18 protein-coding genes are annotated in these 21,044 nt (G+C 61.2%); 12 read left to right on the top strand and 6 right to left on the bottom strand.

Annotation, left to right across the window (positions count from 1 at the left end; translation table 11 throughout):
* Positions 1-13: 13 nt before the first annotated feature.
* Genes queF through queC form a run of 4 tightly spaced genes read right to left on the bottom strand, consistent with a single transcriptional unit; the run spans position 14 to position 2,218 of the window.
* On the bottom strand, positions 14-475 hold the full coding sequence (gene queF, locus ACSHZY_RS03645; RefSeq protein ID WP_435165567.1) for a preQ(1) synthase: 462 nt from the start codon (positions 473-475) through the stop codon (positions 14-16).
* Entirely contained in the window at positions 475-1,170 is a 696-nt protein-coding gene (gene queE / locus ACSHZY_RS03640) for a 7-carboxy-7-deazaguanine synthase QueE (RefSeq protein WP_435165563.1), read from the bottom strand. The genes queF and queE overlap by 1 nt, the downstream gene beginning before the upstream one ends.
* Complete coding sequence (locus ACSHZY_RS03635; RefSeq protein WP_435165560.1) at positions 1,167-1,523, bottom strand: 6-pyruvoyl trahydropterin synthase family protein; 357 nt, start codon at positions 1,521-1,523, stop codon at positions 1,167-1,169. The genes queE and ACSHZY_RS03635 overlap by 4 nt, the downstream gene beginning before the upstream one ends.
* Positions 1,523-2,218 (bottom strand): 7-cyano-7-deazaguanine synthase QueC, encoded by a 696-nt coding sequence (queC, locus tag ACSHZY_RS03630; RefSeq protein WP_435165558.1) that lies wholly within the window; start codon positions 2,216-2,218, stop codon positions 1,523-1,525. Before queC ends, ACSHZY_RS03635 begins: the two co-directional genes overlap by 1 nt.
* A gap of 109 nt (positions 2,219-2,327) precedes the next feature.
* Here queC and ACSHZY_RS03625 point away from each other — a divergent pair, with 109 nt between their 5' ends.
* Positions 2,328-2,684, top strand: a complete 357-nt coding sequence (locus ACSHZY_RS03625; RefSeq protein WP_435165555.1) for a VOC family protein — start codon at positions 2,328-2,330, stop codon at positions 2,682-2,684.
* Positions 2,685-2,687: 3 nt separating this feature from the next.
* On the opposite strand, the gene ACSHZY_RS03620 is transcribed toward ACSHZY_RS03625, so the two are convergent.
* Positions 2,688-4,838, bottom strand: a complete 2,151-nt coding sequence (locus ACSHZY_RS03620) for an esterase-like activity of phytase family protein (protein ID WP_435165552.1) — start codon at positions 4,836-4,838, stop codon at positions 2,688-2,690.
* 139 nt (positions 4,839-4,977) lie between these two features.
* Here ACSHZY_RS03620 and ACSHZY_RS03615 point away from each other — a divergent pair, with 139 nt between their 5' ends.
* From ACSHZY_RS03615 to ACSHZY_RS03590, 6 genes are all read left to right on the top strand, one after another.
* A complete protein-coding gene (locus ACSHZY_RS03615) occupies positions 4,978-6,183 on the top strand; it encodes a glutathionylspermidine synthase family protein (RefSeq protein ID WP_435165549.1) in 1,206 nt (401 codons plus the stop codon).
* 5 nt (positions 6,184-6,188) lie between these two features.
* Positions 6,189-6,755 (top strand): DUF1190 domain-containing protein, encoded by a 567-nt coding sequence (locus tag ACSHZY_RS03610; RefSeq protein WP_435165546.1) that lies wholly within the window; start codon positions 6,189-6,191, stop codon positions 6,753-6,755.
* Positions 6,756-6,836: 81 nt separating this feature from the next.
* On the top strand, positions 6,837-7,991 hold the full coding sequence (locus tag ACSHZY_RS03605) for an NAD(P)H-dependent glycerol-3-phosphate dehydrogenase (protein ID WP_435165543.1): 1,155 nt from the start codon (positions 6,837-6,839) through the stop codon (positions 7,989-7,991).
* Complete coding sequence (locus tag ACSHZY_RS03600; RefSeq protein WP_435165541.1) at positions 7,988-8,764, top strand: HAD-IIB family hydrolase; 777 nt, start codon at positions 7,988-7,990, stop codon at positions 8,762-8,764. Before ACSHZY_RS03605 ends, ACSHZY_RS03600 begins: the two co-directional genes overlap by 4 nt.
* 2 nt (positions 8,765-8,766) lie before the next feature.
* On the top strand, positions 8,767-10,272 hold the full coding sequence (gene ggpS, locus ACSHZY_RS03595; RefSeq protein ID WP_435166904.1) for a glucosylglycerol-phosphate synthase: 1,506 nt from the start codon (positions 8,767-8,769) through the stop codon (positions 10,270-10,272).
* A gap of 225 nt (positions 10,273-10,497) precedes the next feature.
* The gene (locus ACSHZY_RS03590) at positions 10,498-11,958 is read left to right on the top strand and encodes an efflux transporter outer membrane subunit (RefSeq protein WP_435165538.1); all 1,461 of its coding nucleotides are present in this window, start codon (positions 10,498-10,500) and stop codon (positions 11,956-11,958) included.
* Between the two features lie 661 nt (positions 11,959-12,619).
* Here ACSHZY_RS03590 and ACSHZY_RS03585 read toward each other — a convergent pair.
* Positions 12,620-14,317 (bottom strand): hypothetical protein, encoded by a 1,698-nt coding sequence (locus ACSHZY_RS03585; RefSeq protein WP_435165536.1) that lies wholly within the window; start codon positions 14,315-14,317, stop codon positions 12,620-12,622.
* A 127-nt stretch (positions 14,318-14,444) separates the two neighbouring features.
* Here ACSHZY_RS03585 and ACSHZY_RS03580 point away from each other — a divergent pair, with 127 nt between their 5' ends.
* The 5 genes from ACSHZY_RS03580 to ACSHZY_RS03560 are packed head-to-tail and all read left to right on the top strand — an operon-like array spanning position 14,445 to position 20,962.
* The gene (locus ACSHZY_RS03580) at positions 14,445-14,882 is read left to right on the top strand and encodes a hypothetical protein (protein WP_435165533.1); all 438 of its coding nucleotides are present in this window, start codon (positions 14,445-14,447) and stop codon (positions 14,880-14,882) included.
* 41 nt (positions 14,883-14,923) lie between these two features.
* Positions 14,924-16,228, top strand: a complete 1,305-nt coding sequence (gene dcm, locus ACSHZY_RS03575) for a DNA (cytosine-5-)-methyltransferase (RefSeq protein ID WP_435165530.1) — start codon at positions 14,924-14,926, stop codon at positions 16,226-16,228.
* Positions 16,228-17,802 (top strand): ATP-binding protein, encoded by a 1,575-nt coding sequence (locus ACSHZY_RS03570; protein WP_435165528.1) that lies wholly within the window; start codon positions 16,228-16,230, stop codon positions 17,800-17,802. Before dcm ends, ACSHZY_RS03570 begins: the two co-directional genes overlap by 1 nt.
* Positions 17,795-19,996, top strand: a complete 2,202-nt coding sequence (locus tag ACSHZY_RS03565) for a Z1 domain-containing protein (RefSeq protein ID WP_435165525.1) — start codon at positions 17,795-17,797, stop codon at positions 19,994-19,996. Before ACSHZY_RS03570 ends, ACSHZY_RS03565 begins: the two co-directional genes overlap by 8 nt.
* A 6-nt stretch (positions 19,997-20,002) precedes the next feature.
* Entirely contained in the window at positions 20,003-20,962 is a 960-nt protein-coding gene (locus tag ACSHZY_RS03560; protein ID WP_435165522.1) for a PD-(D/E)XK motif protein, read from the top strand.
* Positions 20,963-21,044: the final 82 nt, after the last annotated feature.

Below are 21,044 nucleotides of genomic sequence, written 5' to 3'. Positions count from 1 at the left end.
GACGCAATTTCCCTTAGCCGCGTCCGCGATAGGGCGGCACGCCCTGTTCGGGGATCCACACGCCTTTCGGCGGTTCCCCCGTCTGCCAGAAGACGTCGATCGGGATGCCGCCGCGCGGATACCAGTAGGCGCCGATGCGCAGCCATTGCGGATCCAGAAACTCCACCAACCGCCGCGCGATCATGACGGAGCAATCCTCGTGGAATGCGCCGTGATTCCGGAAGGCGCCCAGGAACAGCTTCAGCGACTTCGATTCCACCAGCCAGTCGCCGGGAACGTAATCGATCATCAGATGCGCGAAGTCGGGCTGCCCCGTCATGGGGCAGAGCGAGGTGAACTCCGGCGCGGTGAAGCGCACCAGATAGGACACGTCCTGCGGGTTCCTCACCCGCTCCAGCACGGCCTCCTCCGGCGAGGCGGGCATGACGGTCGCGCCGCCCAGTTGCTTCAGCCCGGAATAGATATTCTCTTCCATCATACGCCCCTCTTGTTGCCCCAAAGGATGACATGCAGTTGCGGCAGGATGCGCGGGTTGAACCAGCCATCCGCCACGGTCTTGTCGATCAGCCACAGCATCCGGTCCACGAGGCTGTTCTGGTCGACGGCCGCCGTTTCGTCCACCACCGGGTTGCCCGGTTGCAGATACAGCGGCAGTTGCGGGAAGCGGGCCGCCGCGTCCCGCGCGAAGTCGTAATCGGCGTCGTCGAAGATCACGATCTTCATCACGGTCTCCGGCCCCGGCAGAAGGCAGCGCGCGAAGGCGTCCCAATCGGTCACCTGTCCACTGCTGGGAGGCTTCGGCGACAGGACCAGCGTGTCCAGCCGCACGAACCACGGCTGGCTGATGGACCCCTGGGTTTCCAGCGCGAAGCGATACCCCTTGTCCTGCCCCGCCGCGATCAGCGGGCCGAAGGGCTGGATCGCAGGGTTGCCACCGGACAGGGACACGGTCAGCGGCCGGCCGCCCGACAACTCCTCGATCCGGCTCAGGATCGCTTCGGCGGTCATGGGGGTCCAGGTGTCGCGGAAGGCGCTGTCCACCGCGTGCAGGCTGTCGCACCAGCTGCACCGGTAGTCGCACCCGCCCGAGCGGACAAAGACGGTGGGCAGGCCGATCAGCACGCCTTCCCCCTGGATGGTCGGGCCGAAGATTTCGGAGATGCGGATCATGGCCGGTATTCCGCCCAGGTCTTCGGCGTTTCCGACACGCGCACGGCCGTCACCTCGGGCCACAGGACCGAGCACCAGTCGTGGAAGTGCTTGGCCAGCTTTTCGGCCGTCACCAGATCGTCGTCCATCACCTCGTTCAGGTGGCGATGGTCAAAGGTGGTGTCGATGTAGTCCTTCAGCGGCTTCAGCTCTCCGTAGTCCCGCACGAAGCCGTGGGCGTTCAGGGTGGCGGAGGCCAGTTCGACCACGATGATGTAGTTGTGGCCGTGCAGGCGGCCGCACTGGTGCCCGTCCGGCAGGCCGAACAACTGGTGGGAGGCGCAGAAGGCGAATTCCTTGGTGATCCGGTACATCAGGCGCGCCCCTCCACCGCGTGCCGCCAGAAGTCGGGATCGGCGTATTCGGTGGGATCGGGAACGCCCGCCAGATCGAATGCCTCGCGCCGTTCGACGCAGGTGCCGCAGCGGCCGCAATGGATGTCGCCGCCCTTGTAGCAGGACCAGGTTTCGGCGAAGGGCGTGCCGACGCGCGCGCCGTCGGCCACAATGTCGCCCTTGCTGCGATGCACGTAGGGCGTCAGCAGCCGCACGTTCGCGTATCCGTCCAAGGCCGCGTCCTGCATCACCTGGAACGCGTCGGTGAAGGCGGGGCGGCAGTCGGGATAGATGAAATGGTCGCCGCCATGCACGGCCGTGGCCACGGCCTCCGCCCCCTGCGCGGCCGCGACGCCAAAGGCGGTGGTCAGCATGATGGCGTTGCGGTTGGGAACGACGGTGATGCGCATCGTGTCTTCGGCGTAGTGGCCGTCGGGCACGTCGAGGTCGTCGGTCAGGGCCGACCCGGTCAGCGCGGCGCCGACGCCGCGCATGTCGATCAGGTGGAACGGCACGCCCAACCGGGTGGCGGCGCGGGCGGCGAAGTCCAGTTCCTTGCGGTGACGCTGGCCGTAGTCAAAGGACACCAGTGCCGCAAGCTGCCCTTCGGCGGCCAGCACATGCGCGAGCGACACGGAGTCCAGCCCGCCGGAGCAGATGACGATCGTCTTCATTTTTATAACCCTTGTTTTGATCACCCGGGTAGGCTGCGACCGGGGCGGGGCGCGTGTACGGCGAAACCCGCAGGGAACGCAAGCAACGAAATCTTGAGGAGGAACGAAAATGATCCTTGATCTGCACCACATCCAGCTGGTCATGCCCGTGGGCGGCAATGACGAGGCGCGGCGGTTCTACGCCCTTCTGGGGTTCGAGGAGGAGCCGCAGCCCGAGGTACTGCGCGGCCGCGGCGGCGTCTGGTTCCGCGCGGGTCATGTCAGCCTGCACATGGGGGTGGAGGAGGCGTTCCACCCGGCCCGCAAGGCGCATCCGGCCTTCCGCGTCGCCTCGCTGGAGGTGGCCCTGGAAAGGCTGAGGGCGGCGGGCATCGCCTACCGCCCCGATGTGGACCTGCCGGGGATCCGGCGGGTCCATCTGAACGATCCGTTTGGAAACCGTATCGAGCTGCTGGAGCAGGTGTAACCCTCACTCCACCCGGCCGATGGAGAAGAACAGCGTTTCGCCCGAGCTGTCGTCCACGCCGTCGTTGTCCGTCACGACCCAGCCTTCGCCGTCCGCCGTGATGGCGAAGCCTTCGACCTTGTCGACGACATAGCCGTGGGTGCGCTTCAGGTCGGGGATCAGGTCGCGGACCTCTTCCTTCGTGACGACGGGCATGTCGGTCATCGACGGTTGCATCTGGTCCAGCGCCACGCGGAAGATCTTCTTCACCTTGGCGGCCTCGCCGATCAGGTTGTCACGTTCCACGACATAAGCGTGATCGCCGTGCACGGTGATCTCGGACAGGCCCATCCAGCCGTCGCCCTTCTCCTCCAGCGGATAGGAAACGCCGCCCAGCCATTCCTTCTTGGCCGAGTCGTAGGCCAGCAGCTTCACATGGCCGGCCTCGTCGTTCCATTCGCGCTGGACGGCCACCCACAGGACGTCGCCCACCTTGGCGATGCCTTCGAAGCCGAACCGCTTTTCGCCGTCCCGCAAAGCTTCGGGCAGCGTCAACTCCTCGGTGATGGCACCATCGGCGCCGACATGCAGGATGGCGTTCTGAAGCTCCTCCTCGGCGTCGCCTTCGGACGCGACCCAGAACCCGCCGTTCCCGTCCAGCGTGATGCCTTCCAGATCCAGCTTTTCGGCCGGCTGACCGTCGCGTGTCACGATCGTCTTCGCCGTGATCCGCGCCGGCGTCTGCGCGGCGTCGATGGTGTAGATCGCGGGTTGCGCGTCATAGGCGCTGTCGGACACGGCAAACAGGGTGCCCGCCTCGCCGGCGACCAGGCCGGACATCGCGCCCCAGCCGATCAGCGGGTCGGAGCCTTCGGAGGTCAGCATGGGATAGGCGGCCGCATCGGTGCCGGCCTCGAACACCATGGCATGGGCGCGTGCGCCGCCATCCTCGCCCAGATCGGCCTCGTTCGCCGACACCAGAAGGTTGCGGGCCGGAATGGCGACCAGACCTTCGGGGCTGACGCCCGAGGGGATCATCTGGGTCAGCACGGGCTTCGTCGGATCGGTCACGTCATAGACGCCGATGACCGAGGCGCGTTCGGATACGACGAAGACATAGGTGGTGGCGTTGAAGGTGCCGATCTCGATCGACTCCGGCTCCGCCCCCTTCGAATCCGAGCGTTTGTCGGGATAATGGCCGATGGCCGCGACCGCCTGTTCGAAGCTGTTGCCGGCGTCATAGACGATCTTGCCGTCGCGTCCGAAGATGGTCCAGCCGCGCGAGCCGCCGTTCCAGTCGCCTTCGTTCGCGGTCACGATGTGGTCGGTGCCCAGCCATTTCACGCCATCGGGTTCGCGCGGAATGTCCGACTGGCTTCCGGTGAAGGACAGCGCGCCGTCATCTTCCGTGTCGATGCCCGTCAGGGACACGTTTCCCGCCGGAAAGTCCGAGGCGACCTTGCCATCCGCGCCGATGATGACAATGTGGTTGTTTTCCTGAAGCGTGACCACGATCTCACCCGCGTCGTTGATGTCCACGTATTCCGGCTCGGGGTCTTCCGGCGCGATGTCGGCAAGGCCCGTCATGTCGATGACCTGCATCGCGCCGCAATCGATCGCGCCGTCCACCACCGGAAGCTTCACGACGAAGCCTGCCGGCATCTGCGGCAGGGCGCCGTCGTTCACATCCTCGTCGCGCTGGTTCTCGATCGCGACGGCCAGGAAGCTGCCATCCTTGGCCTTGGCGACCGAATCCGGCTGCCCGCCCAGATCGCAGGATTCCAGCACCTCTTCGGTTTCCAGGTCCAGCATCCGCAGCTGGCCCGAGGGTTCGGTGAAGCTGTCGGAGGTGTCGACCCCCACGAAGGCGCGGTTGCCGATGATGACGGCGGTCGTGGGCTCGCCCTCCATCTCCACATTGCCCAGGGGTTTGGGCTGGGACGGTTCGGTGATGTCCACGAAGCCCAGGACGCCGTGCGGGCTGTCGGAATACACCAGCGTCATCCCGTCCTCGGAGACCGAGATGATCTCGGCCGAGGTCGGCTGCGCGCGATCCTCGCCTTCGGCCATGTTTTCGGTCGTGGCGAAGGAGGCGATGCGGTTGAAGGTCGTTTCGGCCGCCGCGGGCATGGCCGCCGCCAGTGCCAGCATCGAGGAAAGCGCGTATCTGTTCATGTGGGTCCCCATGTTCGTTGCCGCGACACCTGACGCGGCAACGTGACAGGCGCGTCACAGCGGTGTGACAGTTGCGTGAACCCGTCACGAGCCCTATCTGGGGCTTGACGCGGGTGTCCCGCTTTGGCCCAACGGTGTTATGGAAAAGATCAGCCTCACCCCCCGCGCGGACCAGCGCGAAGCCGAGACCGGGTTCACCTTTGCCGAGATGCATGGCGAACCCTATTGGGACGAAACCTCGGCCTATCGATTCACGCTGGAGGAGATCGAGACGCGGATCGAGGATCCCGCGACCGAACTGCACGGCATGTGCCGCGAGGCGGTGGACCGGATCGTGAAGGACGAACGGCTGATGGACCGCATGGGCATCCCGCCGGGCTTCCGCGACCTTGTGGCGAGCAGCTGGAAATCCTTTGCGCCCGAGGTGTATGGCCGGATGGATCTGGCCTATGACGGGGGCGACGCGAAGCTTCTGGAATACAACGCCGACACGCCGACCTCGCTTTATGAAACGGCGTCGTTCCAGTGGCAGTGGCTGGAGGACCAGATCAAGGCGGGCGTGCTGCCCGAAGGGGCCGACCAGTTCAACGGCCTGCACGAGGCATTGGCCGAACGCTTCCGCGAGCTGTTCCCGGCCAACACCGACATCCATTTCGCCGCCGCCGCCGGCAATGCCGAGGATTACGCGACGGTGGAGGCGATGGCCTGGGCCGCGCGCGAAGGCGGCATGGGCGCGCATTATACCGACCTGGAAAAGATCGGGCTGAGCGGGGAAGGCCAGTTCCTGGACGCCGAGGACCGGGTCATCGGCACGCTGTTCAAGCTTTATCCGTGGGAAGACATCTTCCGGGACGAGTTCGGCGCGGCTATCGTCCCGTCGGGGTGCCGCTTCATCGAGCCGCCGTGGAAGGCGCTGGTGTCGAACAAGGCGATCCTGCCGGTGTTGTGGGAGATGTTCGAAGGCCATCCGAACCTTTTGCCCGCCTTCTTCCTGGAAGATGTGGCCGGCCCGATGCGTGACGGCACGGGCGGATCGCCCCTGTTCGGCCGGGCGCGGGACATCCTGAAGGCCGGCCATGTGGTGAAGCCGATCTTTTCCCGCGAAGGCTCCTCGATCGACATTCTGGAAAACGGCCGCCCGCTGGAAACCGCTTCGAATCGGGGCTATGATGATCATCCGAAGGTTGTGCAGGCCTATGTCCCGCTGCCGGTCTTCGACGGATTCCGCCCTGTTCTGGGGGCATGGATCGTGGGGGAAACCTGTGTCGGCCTTGGCATCCGCGAAGATCGGGCCCGGATCACGCAGGACCTGTCACGCTTCAAGCCCCACTTCCTCCAAGGATGACGCCCATGCGCAAACGTTCCGCCACCGTGGCCCTGACGCTGATGGGCGCCGCCTTTGTTCTGTCCGGCTGCAAGGAGGATGAAACCCAGGCCTCCTCGTTCCCCGATGCGGCGGCCTGCAAGGCGCAGGTGGCGCAAGGCAGCCTTGCCTTCACCGCCGAGGATTGCGACGCGGCCTTCGCCCAGGCGCAGGCCGACCACGAGGCGACTGCCCCCCGCTATGACGCGCTGGCGGTGTGCGAGGAGCAGCACGGCGCCGGCAACTGCGAACAGCAGGCGCAGCCGGGCGGCGGTTTTTCCTTCATGCCGCTGCTGGCGGGCATGCTGATCGGGCAGATGCTGGGCGGACGCGGCGGCTTCATGAGCCAGCCGCTGTCTCGCACAGCCAATGGCCGTTTCACCACCCCCGGCGGCACGCAGGTCGCCACCAACACCGGCAAGGGCCCGATGAGCGCGACGGCCTTCAACAAGGCCCCCACCACCGTGGGCAAACCCCCGATGACACAGGCCGATGCCATGCGGCGAGGCGGCTTCGGGTCCAGCGGCGCGGCGCGGTCCACCATGGGCGGATAAGGCTGCATCTGCGCCCCGCCTGTGCCAATTTGGGGTGGCACGGTGGATTTCGGGCGAGTCTTCGCCTATAACAAGGCGCATATGCAAAACGAGACACAGACACACCCGCCACACACCGGGTCGCAACCTGTCGCGACTGTTACCCGTCCCTTTGACCGCATCGCCGTGATCGGCGGCGGGGCCTGGGGGACCGCCTTGGCCACCGTGGCCGCCCGCGCCGGGCGTGAAACCCGGCTGTGGATGCGGGACGAGGCGCTGGCCACCATCGTGGCCGAAACCCACCGCAATCCGCGTTATCTGGGCGACATCCCGCTTCCCCACAGCATCCGGCCCACGACCGATCTGGCGCTGGCGCTGAAGGGGGCGGAGGCCGTGCTGCTGGTGACCCCCTCGCTGACCGTGCGCGAGATGGCGGGCCGCGTCGGCGCGCTGGCCGATCCCGGCATTCCCATCTTCGTCTGCGCCAAGGGGATCGAGGCCGACACCGGCCTTCTGATGTCCGCCCTGGTGGAGGAGGTGGCCCCCGGCCGCCCCATTGGCACTGTCACCGGGCCGACCTTCGCCAAGGAAACCGCCGCCGGCCATCCCACCGCCGTCACCGTGGCCTGCACCACCCAGCCGGACGTGGCGCCCGCGGACCGGGCGGCCGTGCGCATGGCCCTGTCGCTGACCACCGGCAGCTTCCGCCCCTACGTCTCGGACGACATGGCGGGGGTCGAGGTGGGGGGCGCCGTCAAGAACGTCATCGCCATCGCCTGCGGCATCCTGGCCGGGGCGGGTTTTGGCGACAATTCCCGCGCCGCGATCATCACCCGCGGCCTGGACGAGATGAAGGAGCTGGCCGTGCATCTGGGCGGCCGGCGCGAAACGGTGACGGGTCTGGGCGGTCTGGGCGACCTGATCCTGACCTGTTCGTCGCGCCAGTCGCGCAACTTCTCCTACGGGTTCCAGCGGGGGCAGGGCATTCCCGACGCCGCGGTGTTCGAAGGCAAGCCCGTGGTGGTCGAGGGCCGCCACAACGCGATCACCGTGACCGATCTGGCCCGGAAGCTGGGCCTGAACATGCCGATCTGCGAGATGGTCCGCGCCATCACCGCCGAGGGCCAGCCCATCGCGATCGCCTTCGCGAATTACTGGGCCGCGCCCATCAGCGCCGAACCGCGCGCGATGAACCTGCAGATGGATCACCCGGCGGTCGATGCCGTCACCCGCCATTTCGAGGACAAGTTTCAATGACCCAACCCCGAGACCCGAAAAACTGGCGCTTCGTGCTGGCCACCGATCTGGACGGCACCTTCCTGGGCGGCACCGACGCCATGCGCCGAAACCTCTATGACTGGATTGAGGCGCGCCGCGAGGATGTCGGCCTGATCTTCGTGACCGGCCGCGATCCGGCCTTCATCGCGCAGATGTGCGGCGACGGCATCATGCCTTGGCCCGATTACGTCGTGGGTGATGTGGGCACCACCATTGCCGGTCTTGAAAACGGCACCGTGACGCCGATCGACGCACTGGAAGCCCATATCCGCGAGGTATGGGGCGACCGCGGCGATCTGGTGCGCCAGACGCTGAAGGGCGCGCCGGGACTGGTGGAGCAGGACACGCCCTTCCGCCACCGCGTCAGCTATCACTGGGACCCCGAAACCTATGACCCGGCCAGCGTGGCGCCGCTGGAGGAGGCGGGCTTCGACATCCTGATCTCGCATGGGTGCTATCTGGACGTGCTGCCGGGGGGCGTGTCGAAGGGGCCGTCCCTTCTGCGCCTGCTGGACCAGCTGGGGATCGATCCCGAACGCGTGCTGGTCGCGGGCGACACTCTGAACGACCTGTCGATGTTCCAGACCGGGCTGCACGGCGCGGTCGTGGGGGAAAGCGAACAGGGCCTTCTGGACGCCACGCGCGACCTGCCCCGTGCACGCCATTGCACCCTGCCCGGCACCGGCGGCATTGCCGAGGCGATCCGCGCCTTCCAGCTACATCCCGAAGCCCCGGACGAGGTGACCGCATGAGCGTGAAATCCGATCTTGTCGTCGTCTATCACCGCCAGCCCTACGAGGAGGTGGAGCACGAGGACGGCACCGTGGAACTGCGCGAGAACCGGTCGCCCAACGGCATCGTCCCCACGCTGAAAGGCGTGATGGGCCGCATGGGCAACGGTGCCTGGGTTGCGTGGAAGCACGCCGAGGATCCGGCGAACCCCGCGTTCGAACGGGTGATCGACATCGACGATTCCTACGGCAAGTACAAGGTCAGCCGCCTGCCCCTGACCAAGGAACAGGTGTCGAGCTTCTACCACGTCACCTCGAAGGAAGCGTTCTGGCCGATCCTTCACGGCTTCAAGGAAAAGTACAACTACGACCCCGTGGACTGGTCGACCTTCCGCGAGGTGAACTGGGCCTTCGCCGAGGCCGCCGCGAACGAGGTGTCGGACAATGGCGTCGTCTGGGTGCACGACTACAACCTGTGGCTCGTGCCCGGCTATCTGCGCCAGATCAAGCCGGACGTGAAGATCGCCTTCTTCCACCACACGCCCTTCCCCTCGGCCGACATGTTCAACGTCCTGCCGTGGCGAGAGGAGATCATCCGTTCGCTTCTGTCCTGCGACAGCGTGGGCTTTCACATTCCGCGCTATGCCCAGAACTTCGCCTCGGTTGCGCATTCGCTGACGCGGGCGCGGACGGTTTCGGACGAATACACCGCTGACACGATGACGCCGCGCGGGGCCGCGCTGTCAGAACGGTTCACGCCCACCCTGATGGAACATCGCGGCCGCAAGATCCGGATCGAGGTGAATCCTGTCGGTGTCAACGTCGACTACCTGTCCGATCTGGCCGAGGCGCCGGAGGTGGAGGAAAAAGTCCGCGCCATCCGCGACTGGATGGGCGAGGGCCAGCTGATCGTGTCGGTGTCGCGCACCGATTACACCAAGGGCAACATCGAACAGCTGGAAACGTTCGAGCGGCTGCTGCACCGTCGCCCTGAACTGCACGGCAAGGTGCGGCTGATGCTGGTGTCGGTGGGCGCCAACCGCAACATGACCGCCTATGAAGAGGTTCAGCAGAAGATCGAGGAGCTGACCGGCCGCATCAACGGCACGCACGGCACCTTCGAATGGCAACCGGTGTCGCTGATTTCCACCGCGATCCCGCTGGCGGAACTCGTGGCCTATTACCGCGCGGCCGACGTGGCCTCCATCACGCCGCTGGCGGATGGGCTGAACCTCGTGGCGGCGGAATATTGTCTGGCCAAGGCGACGGGCGATCAGGGCGCGCTGATCCTGTCGGAATTCGCAGGCTGCGCGGTGCTGCTGACCGGCGCGATCCCTGTGAATCCATTCTCCCACGCTTCCATGGACCGGGCGCTGGATCAGGCGCTGGCCATGGGGCCGGAGGAACGGGCCTCGCGCATGGTGGAACTGCGCCAGTCCGCCAAGCGGTGGAGCATTGCCGCCTGGTCGGACCGGATGACCCGCCACTTCCACGAGCTTCTGAACCCGCAGCCGGACACTCTCTCCTGAACCTCCGGGATGATCGGCGGGACCGGATGGACCCGCCCCTCCCCTTCATTTTGGCCTTAAGGCAACAGGGGTGAAACAGCTGCGGGCCCCTGATTGTCTTACAGGCTCAAGGGGTGTTTACTCATCTTTGAAGCCAGCGTAAGACCAGTCGAAAGTATACGAACAAACGTTCCGTTTCGACGCGACGCGGGTCGGACTTCCCGGAAAACGAGGAACGGGCTCCTCATGCCCGTCAGAGATGAGATCGATGTGATGAGCGAGACGCCCTCCCCCCTTCTTCGCAACGTGCGCAACACCACCGCGCTGGCCTTGGCCGCCTGGGTGCTGGCGGGCTGCACCATGAACTACCGTGCCCCCACGCCCGACCTGCCGGCCACCTTCAGCGCCCCGGCGCCGGAGCGGGACGTGACGCGTGGTCAGCAGTGGTGGGCGTCGTTCAACGACACTCGCCTGAACCAGTTGTTGACGGCGGGTCTGGCGCGTAACCTTGACGTGGCGCAGGCGATCGAGGCGATCAACGAGGCCCGGGCGAACACGCGGCTGACGGGCGCCAACGACCTTCCCGAGGTGTCGGTGACGGGCTCGGCCTCGCGCGGGCGGCCCGAGGCGGCGAGCCCGGTGGTGGAATCCTCGGCGGTGAGCGGCAACGTGTCTTGGACGCTGGATCTGTTCGGGCGCAACCGCAACGCGCGCGCGGCGGCCTCGGCCCAGCTGGACGCGGCATACCTGTCGGTGGACGTGGCGCGGCTGACGATGATGTCGGCGATCGCCCAGTCCTACATCACCGCCCGCTATTACCAGGAAGCCATTGCCCTGACGCGGCAAAGCATCGCCAGCCGGCGGGAGTCGCTGGAACTGACGCAGACCAAGGTGGAATACGGCAGCGCCCCGCGTCTGGATCTGGTGCAGGCGCAGCAGCTGGTGGCGCAGGCCGAAGCGCAGCTTCCGTCGCTGGAGGTCGGTTTCGACCAATCCGTGAACAGCCTTGGCACGTTGACGAACCAGCGCATCTCCACCCTGAAGGCCATGCTGCAACCGGGTGGTCCGCAGCCGCGGCCGCGTTACCGTGCCAGCGTCGGCGTGCCGGCGGAGGCGATCCGGAACCGTCCGGACGTTCTGGCGGCGGAACGTCAGTATGCCTCCAGCGTCTTCAACGTGGGTGTGGCGCGCGCGGCATTTTATCCTTCGCTGTCGCTGACGGGCACGGTGACGCCGACGCATCTTGCGGGAGCGGGCAGCGTCAAGACATGGAGCTTTGGGCCGCAGCTGAACCTTCCTATCTTCAACGCCGCCAACAACGCGAACCTGACGATCGCGGAGTCGCAGGCCGTTCAGCAACGTCTGGCGTACCAGGCCACGGTTCTGGACGCGGTGGAAGAAGTGGAGAACGCGCTGGCCGCCTATAACCGCGACGCCCGCAACATCGAGGCCCAGCGTCGTCTGGTCGACGCCGCCCAAGAGGCGGTGGATCTGGCCCGCACCAGCTTCGATATCGGCGACACGGAGTTCTTCACGGTGCTGGACGCGGAACGGTCGCTTCTGGACGCGCGCAACTCGCTGGCGCAAGCCATTCAGCAGCAGGCACTGAACTACGTGACATTGTCGGTTGCCACGGCCGGCGCGGGGATCGGCCCGCGTGCGGCGGCACCGGCACAGGTGGCCACGGCACAGGTCGCCGCGAACTGAGCCTTGTGCTCGGCCTTCCTGTCTTGCGCGGGAAGGCCGGTACTCCGCAGGTAAAACATTCTCACCTTGATCCAGATCGCCGAACTGGAGACAATCCTTCTTCTGCTGCGGGAGACGACTGAGGAAGGCACAGTGTCTGGCGGTCCACCTTGTCAGGCCTTCTGAGGCTCGCAGCGGGCCTTCCGAGTGATGTCGCACCCTCAACGGCTAGAACTTTCACGCCGAACATTATCGGAACAACAAAAAGCCCCGCGAGTTGCGGGGCGTGGTGTGGGCTATGAAGCCAGTCTGCAAGTTAGAGTGGTTGCGGGAGCTCGCTTCCAGAAATTCTTACCCATCATGCAGACCAACTGCCGTCCTGTTACTTCCGATAGCCCGTAACCCGTTACGGTTGCGATGGGCGGAAAGCCGTCTGACGGCGGCGCGGCATGGCATCCGCAGCAAACATAAGGAAGCTGCCATCCGGGCGCAGGGTAGCGACGAACGCGTCACGCGCCCCGATCGGGCGGAAAGCGGCCTGACAGCAGTGCGGCGCGGCAGCCGCAGAAAGCTCGTGAAAGCGGCCATCCCTGCGCGGTGTAGCGACGAGCAAGGCAACGCACGACGACCAGAATTCGAACTACTGGTGCCTGAGGTAAAATAGGAGTGCATCTCCATACTTCTACAACGACATCCCGAAAGCCACCGTTAGCTTCCCGACGGGAAAAGCGTATGACTCGTCAAAGAATGGCTCGGCAACAGCTTGTTGCCGTCGATTAAGATCTTGGCACAATTGGTCGAGGGACATTAGCGAACCAGAAGAAAACGATTGGAGAAAAGTCGCCCAGTCCGTCCAGCAGGCTCTTTGATCTAAGCCGTTGGTTGACAAGAGCGGACCGGTGTAGCGACCTACTACGATTAGATGGATGCTTGTCTCTGAATTTAGGCGAGCTTCTATTCGAGTGCCGAGTTCTTCACAACCATATATTTCCAACCATCTGCTAGTAGCCTCTACCCACCTATTGCCCTCTCGTTCAAAATTGCGTGCCGCACTAAATTTAGCTTTGTCGTCCAAGCCGACCGGATCTTGCCACTTCAGCTGGAATAATAACGCAGCGTTTTTCTGCTCATCAAATGCAAGAAAGTCGATGTCGGTGAGAACGCGCCCGCCGTGCTTGAGATTTACTCCCCTATCTACAACCCTCCATCGCCCTGAGCTAAATACATCTTTGAGTTCGGATTGCCAGCGTCTCTCTCGACGATTTGCAGCGGAAAACCAGTCGCTTGCGTACCTTGCCTTCAGGTCGCGAAGCAAGAATCTAAACGGCGAGTGCTCCAACCCAAAAAGGGGTAGGATGATATGTGATTGAGAAGATCTAATCAGTGGCGCCCAGGCCGTATCACCAGAAGCGGTATGGGTGATCTTGTTGAAGGGTGACAGCGTCAGTGACTCGCATATTTGCTGAACTTGAAGCTGATCGGCGTCGAGATGTTTTGCCAAAGAATAAAGGAATTCGTCATGTGGCGCGAATGTGGTCAGCAAATTTCTGTGATCTAACTCCGGGTGGCGCCTACTTAGGATCGAAGCATAACATAAGTGTTTTTGAGCTCTTCCGGCTAGCCCGACGAGTACTCCAAGGTATTCATTATATTGGCTAGGTCCAATGCGATCACCGAGGCCGATCAGATCCTGCCCCCACATCCGCCGCAAATATAATCGCCCCCATTCTAGGAAATAGTCGTCGATTTCTCGAGAGGTTTGGTAGGCTATGCCCCAGTCCTGGTATTTTTGTACGTTCTTAATTAACTCTGGCAGAACGGCGTAATGTTCTTTTTCCAAAGCCTCTTCCATCGGCCTGTCAGCCTCGTACTGCAGATCTTGCAGCCACTCCCTGCTGCGGTATGCGATATGCTCAGATCTATAATCGGCGCTCTTTGGGTGGAGTTCCAAGAGGATCCCGATCGCTTTGTCTCGCTGGTTCTTGAAATTTCGAAGTGTTGGATCTAGCAGGCCATGAAACAACTCGTGGCGGCACTTGCGTGCTCTCTGGAGTATGCCGCAATGAAAAAGAAGATTATCGGCCTGGCTTTGAATTTGCGGCCGGCTTGGGAAAAGCGTGAAATTCTCTAGGCGCAATTCGTCTGGAACCATCATAGCCAAGGCCGCATTTGCTCCAAAACTCCGAATGGTTCGCGTTGCAGTCTCGGAGAGGTCAATAGACGGTGGCTCCATCATATCGCCTACAAACAGATTATCGAGAGCGCGCACCAACTCGAACAAGAGTGGTGACTTGGGCTGATTCCAGCGATCAACGAGTGAACGTTGTTGCCGAATGGATCTGTCAAGCAAGCCTAAAGCGATGGCGTGAGTATCGTTCATTCGGTGAAGCCTGAAAAGCTATAAGTGTGTTTTATAAATTATCGTCGGATCAAAGAAGGAAACCCGAATGCGCCGAAATAACCATGCTTTAGCGCTAAATTCCGTGCGCGATCGTGCTGACCGGTCAATGGCTGTTAACCAAATCCCCTCAGGTAGCCTGACCGCTCCGCCACGGGCAACGTTGACATGCGGGCAGGCTCTGTCTATCGTGGTGTGGCCAAGTAAAAAACTAAACGATCTGCAGGTTGCCAGCCTTTTCGTCGAACTGACTCATGCCGCACGCTTTAGCGAGCACGGTATGAATCAGTTAAAACTCTATCTATGTGCACCAGTTGCGCAAGGTGTGATCATGCTTGCCTGTCGACGGGTGCTCACTCAGGTGAGGTTAGCTCAATCAAAAACACTCAAGTCCACCACTGAACCAAGTAAGACGCCTAGTTGTACTTGCCCCTTCCCGCTTCTGGAGTCCTGCCGACAAGGAGTCACACCTGATCTGATGCTGACGCAAAATCATCTACCCATATCATGTGCGGTGCCGCTTCATTTTCTTGCAACATTCGTGTGATGCGTGTAGAGTGAAGAAAATGGATGATTAGACGTAAGCACATGAAATTCGTAGATTTATTTGCGGGGCTAGGTGGCTTCCATCAAGCTCTCAGCCTGCGCGGCGGAGAGTGCGTCTTTGCGTCCGAACTCAACATGCATCTCGCTGGGCTGTACGAAAAGAATTTTGGGCTTCGTCCAGATGGTGATATTCGGGCCGTCGATCTGGATGGTATACCTGATCATGATGTTCTTTGCGCGGGGTTTCCCTGCCAGCCGTTCTCAAAAGCCGGCGATCAAAAAGGCCTAGAGTGCCCTGAGTGGGGCAACCTTTTTGACTATGTGGCAGGCATTCTTGAGAAGAAGCAGCCCCGCTACTTCATTGTCGAGAACGTTCCCAACCTTATGCGGCACCGTGGCGGCGAGACGTGGGATATTATCTGCAACCAGCTTAGAAATTTGGGCTACGACATTTCTTTCGAGCGGCTATCTCCCCATATGTTCGGCATCCCGCAGAAGCGGGAGCGCGCCTTCATCGTCGGAGACCGGCAGGGGCTGGACGGCTTCAACTGGCGGAAGCCGAAAGATTTGCCTGAGATTTCGATTCATTCGATCCTCGATCGCGATCCACCCGACGCTCACGCTCTGAACGAAAACCACGTCAAGTACATCGAAGCCTGGCAGGAATTCGTCGCGGCTTTCCCGAAAGAAGAGGACCTGCCGTCTTTTCCCATCTGGGCAATGGAATTTGGCGCCGACTACCCTCTGGACGGAGCGACGCCTCATAAGCGCGGCTACAAGCGAATGGGTGGCTTCAAGGGCGCCTTCGGCCAGCCGCTTGACGGAATCTCCGCCGATGAGGTCAAAGAGATGCTGCCCAACTATGCACGGACCGAATTGGACGCATTCCCGGACTGGAAGATCGACTTCATCCAGAAAAACCGAGATTTCTACGACCAGCACAAAACGCTGATTGATGGGTGGATTGAGAAGATTAAGGGCTTCCCGCCTAGCTTTCAAAAACTGGAGTGGAACTGCAAAGGCTCCGAGCGTAACATCTGGAACCACATTCTTCAGTTCCGGGCTAGCGGCATTCGTGTCAAAAAAGCTGACACTGCGCCCTCGCTCATTGCCATGACAACTAGTCAGGTGCCTATTATCGCCTGGCGCAAGCGCTACATGACCCCCCGCGAGTGCAGCCGGTTGCAGAGCATGGGCGCACTTGAGCATCTGCCTGATTCAAAGGGCGGTGCCTACAAGGCATTTGGAAATGCGGTCAACGTTGATGTCGTCGGGCACATTTTCGATTGTCTCATGAACCGCACGCCTTCCGAAGAAGCAGATAATTTGGCGGTCGCGGCGGAATAATGGTGCAAGTAAGTTCGGTAAATATTCGCCCAGGAGTTAACGTTCTCTCCGTCCTTCCACACCTGAACTATAAGTCATGGTTCGCTCTCGCTGAGTTTGTAGACAACTCAATTCAGAGCAGTATCGACAACAAACGGGCTCTCAAGGCTGTCGGTGGATCCCAGTATAAGCTCCGCGTTGACATAGCCTTTGACGTGGCCGGCAATATGATTGCCATAAAGGATAACGCCGGCGGTATTGCGTCTGCGGACTATCAAAGAGCCTTCCGTCCGGCAGAAATTCCCCCGAACGCCGCGGGCCTTTCCGAGTTCGGCATGGGGATGAAAAGCGCCGCGTGCTGGTTCGCGCCCAATTGGAGCGTTCGGTCCAGCGCATTGGGTGAGAACATCGAGCGCACGGTCATCTTTGATATCGACGAAATCGTGCATGACAGGATCGAGGAACTCAACGTTCTCTCGACGCGCGTAGCCGAAGAAAAGCACTATACCGAAGTCCGCCTAGAGAATATTCGCCGCTTCCCGCGCGGGAAGACGATTCACAAGATCAAGGAACACCTGTCCAGCATCTACCGCGGCTATATCCGCGAAGGGTCTTTAGCGCTCTTCGTTGATGGCGAGCAACTAGTCTACGATGAACCGGCCATACTGACCGCGCCAAGCTACCGCGATCCAAGCGGTGATCCCGTTGTATGGAAGAGGGAAATCGATTTTGACTTGGGTGATGGTAAGTCGGCTAGCGGCTTTGTTGCCATCCGCGAGACCGCCAGTACAAGGCTGGCGGGGCTTGCGCTCTTCCGGCGCAAACGCCTGATCATGGGTAGTGCCGACGAGGCCTACCGGCCGGAAGACATATTCGGCAGGTCGAACACCTATCCCTACCAGAGGATATTTGGTGAAATTCATCTGAAAGGCTTCTTCGTTTCCCATACCAAGGACGGCATCAAATGGGAGGAAAGCGAAGACGAGTTCCTGCGCAAACTGCGTAAGGTATTGTCAGAAGAGGGTTTCCCTCTGTTGCAGCAGGCGCGCGAACATCGGACGAAGGCTAGCGTAAAGGGGGTGCGCAAGGATGCCGCCGCTGCGCTGAACGCCACGGCAGCCAATCTCAATGATGCGACGCTGTCTGCGCCTGGCGTGGATGCCGATGCACCCATCCCGCCGCAAGATGTTCCCACCCCTCCGCCGCCAGAGGATGAGGCGCTCCCTGACCTCGAAAGCGGGGACATGGAGCAGGCCGAGTTCAAGCTACGGTTTCGGAGCGAGAGTTGGATCGTCGGTATGGAACTGTCTTACGCTGACGATGATGCTGATTGGCTGACCATCCAAGACCGTCCTTCGATTACAGACCCCGAGCCGCGCAGGGTGACAGTCCGGGTGGCGATGCTGCACCCGTTCATGGTGCAGTTTCCGACGATGGACACGGACAGCTTTACCGCAATCCTCAACATCGCAGCGGCCATGGCGCTGGCCGAAGTCGTCGCTGCCGAACTGGCGGACAAAAAGCCGACCGCAATCCGACGCTACACCAACGAGATATTACGGAACCAGATGTCGAAGGGAGCGATGGGTGAGTGAGAGCAAAAGCATGATCACGGTCGCCTCATCCGCGGCAGTTGCCAACGGCAAATGGTCCCCCGTCCAGCGCAGCGCTTTCAGCGATATGCTGGGTGCAAACACGTCTCTTTCCCAGGAAGAGAAGGATCGGCTGTCGGAAGAGACAACCACGATCCTCGCCCAATGTGTTGATCCGGCCAAAACGGGAGACGTCAACACGGGCCTCGTCATCGGCTACGTGCAGAGTGGCAAGACTCTCTCGTTCACAGGGCTAGCGGCGCTAGCTAGAGACAATCAGTATAGGTTGGTTATCCTGCTCGCGGGGACAACGAATAACCTTGTTGAGCAGTCGCATTCCCGCTTGAAGGACGATCTGGACATTGATGCTACGCGGGAATGGAAGCTGTTCTCCACCCAGCAAAAGGGCTTCCAGCAGAGCGAACTCGACCGCGTCAACATGGAACTCGCCAGGTGGCGGCGCGGCAACCCACGCGCGCGAACGATCCTTATCGTCTCCATGAAGCAGCACCAGCACCTCGACAGCCTTTCGAAGCTCCTTTCCGCTTCTGATCTCAGTGATGTGCCGACGCTCATCATTGACGATGAAGGCGATCAGGCAGGCATCAACACGCGCGCCAAGCAGAACGAAGAGAGCACCACCTATTCCCGAATCCTAGAGCTTCGGAAGCTCTTCCCGCATCACAGCTACTTGGCCTACACAGCAACGCCGCAGGCTCCGCTCCTGATCAGTCGCATTGATACACTGTCCCCCGATTTCGGGTGCGTCCTGACGCCGGGCAGCAAATACGTGGGCGGCCAAGAGTTTTTCATAGAAGGTGCCAGCAAGTATATTGAGCCGATCCCCGCCGGTGACGTGCCCGACAAGAATGATCCGCCCACGGAGCCGCCCAGCAGCTTGCTTGCAGCGCTGCGACATTACTTTGTCGGCGTGGCCATCGGCCTACTTGAAGAAGAGGATCAGAAGGGACGCAATCGCTCCATGATGATTCACCCGGCCGTACCGAAAGACGAGCATCTGATGTTCGCGCGCTGGATAAAGCAGACCAAGGAGAACTGGTCGATCATCGTTCAGGACGAGGAACACGAAGACTATGGTGATCTGATCGCGGCGTTCGAGCTTTCCACGAAAGAGTTGCTGGATACCTATAACACCCCCTTTACATTCGCTGATGTGCTTTCGGTGCTGTTCGATGCCATCGAAGAGACCGCCGTCGTCGAACTGAACACCCGCGAGAAGAACCGCATTCCGAGTGTGGATTGGAAAGGCGAGTACAGCTGGATTCTTGTAGGCGGCATCGGCCTCGACAGGGGATTTACCGTCGAAGGTCTGACCGTCAGCTACATGCCGCGCTCTACAGGCGTAGGGAACGCAGACAACATCCAGCAAAGGGCGCGTTTCTTCGGCTATAAGAAAGCTTATCTGGGGCTATGCCGGATATACCTGACAGCTGAAAACATCGAGGCCTTCACCGACTATGTGAAGCATGAGGAGTCTATCCGCGGCTCGATCAGGCGCCACCTACAACAGGGTAAGACCCTGAAAGATTGGCGGCGAACCTACTTCCTAGACCAAAGCCTCAAACCGACGCGAAGCTCGGTCATCCTACTTGAAATGTATCAGTCTAAGGGGAGCGGCGGCTGGGTGATCCCCGACCATCCCTTCGATGACTCAGAGATTGTCGCCGAGAACCGAGAAGTGGTGGACGACATCATTTCCGACTTTGATTTCCAAAACTACGCCGAGGTGGGCTGGAACGAAAAGCAAAAGGTGCCGGCTTTCAGCGACACGATCAGACTCGCTGATCTACTGCCACGGATCGGACAACTGCGCTATAAGTGGCCGGATGACAACCTGCAGCATTCCGCGCTCCTATTGGGACTTGAGCGCTTGGCGAACGAAGAGCCCGACATGCGGTGCAGCTTCTATGCGCTCTCTGGGCCATGGTCGGGGGTAGAGGCTGTCCGTTCACTAGGTGATACCAGCCCGCCCAAGATCAAGAACCTCTTCCAAGGTAAGAACGACCCCACCAATTACCCCGGCGCTAGAGCACTCGTCTCTGCGGAAATAATCACCTTCCAACTGCACCGCTACGATATTCAGACATCCGACAAGAAACGGACGATACGAGACGTGCCGATCCTCGCCGTTCATATCCCTGATCATCTGATGCAGCGCGTTTGGATCGAAAGGTAGGATCGCGTGCTCTTCGAAACCTACGCGAAACTGCTTGGTGACTTCCCAGAGGGGTGCGACCAACTTTTCGGCGAGCCCTTGAGTGCAGATGGATCGCTCTGGCTTTCGGTCGACGGTGACGGCTATCCGTCCTTGCTCTTCCGTTCACGGCGGCAAGACCTCAGGAGCGACATCGAACTGCGCTCCGTCTCCGCCCGGTTCTCAAGGGATTGCGTCATTGAGGCTCCCGGCGGGCTAAGCACATCGGGCGTGTACAGCGTCATACGGCTGAACGATAACGACCCCGACATCGTGCAGATATTGCTCAGGCTTCTTGAGGAGACCTTTCCCGAGGACAATGCACCTTACGCGAATAAAGACATTGCCACGCAAGTATTAGAGCTTGCCAGCCTATTCAAGCAGATAGCCAGTTCCGATACGGACATCATCGGCTTGTGGGGCGAACTCTATATCCTCTCGCAAGCATCAAACACCGCTCATGCGGTTCGGTGCTGGTGCGGGCACAAAATGGCGAAATATGATTTCGTGACTAGCGCCTTCGTTCTGGAAGCCAAGACGACACTTCGAAGCCGCCGTAAGCACAGCTTCTCACTGGATCAACTGCGGCCCAATAGTGACTTCGCAGTCTACGTTGCTTCGCTAGCAGTCGTAGAACTCAACTCCGGTCGCACAGCTGCGGAGCTTATGGACTTTCTGCATTCGCGCTTTGAAAATAACGAACTGCGCGTTTCGTTCTTGAAGCAATGCATTTTGAAGGGCGGTCGGGATCTATACCGCAACACGCTCAAGCTGGGCGTATTTCCTGACGGTACTTCGCTGGCAGTATTCGATGCATCTGCTCTACCAGTACCACGGGTCGGTGAAGGTGATCCGATCGAGAACGTCCGATTCGACCTCGACCTATCCGATCTATCCCGGCTGTCGTCCAGCGATGCAGCTTCACGTCTTTCATTCTATGAGGGATAAGGCCGTGACCGAGGCCAGTTGGCTGCGCGGCATAGTCTTCCGGGCGTCGGACCCCGCCGAGGTTCGGGACCCTTCGTGACTG

The organism is Falsirhodobacter sp. 1013 (genome assembly GCF_051195255.1).
Classification (GTDB): Bacteria; Pseudomonadota; Alphaproteobacteria; order Rhodobacterales; family Rhodobacteraceae; genus Falsirhodobacter.
The sequence above is the reverse complement of the archived record's forward strand: the minus strand, read 5'-3'. Positions and strand labels throughout refer to the sequence as shown.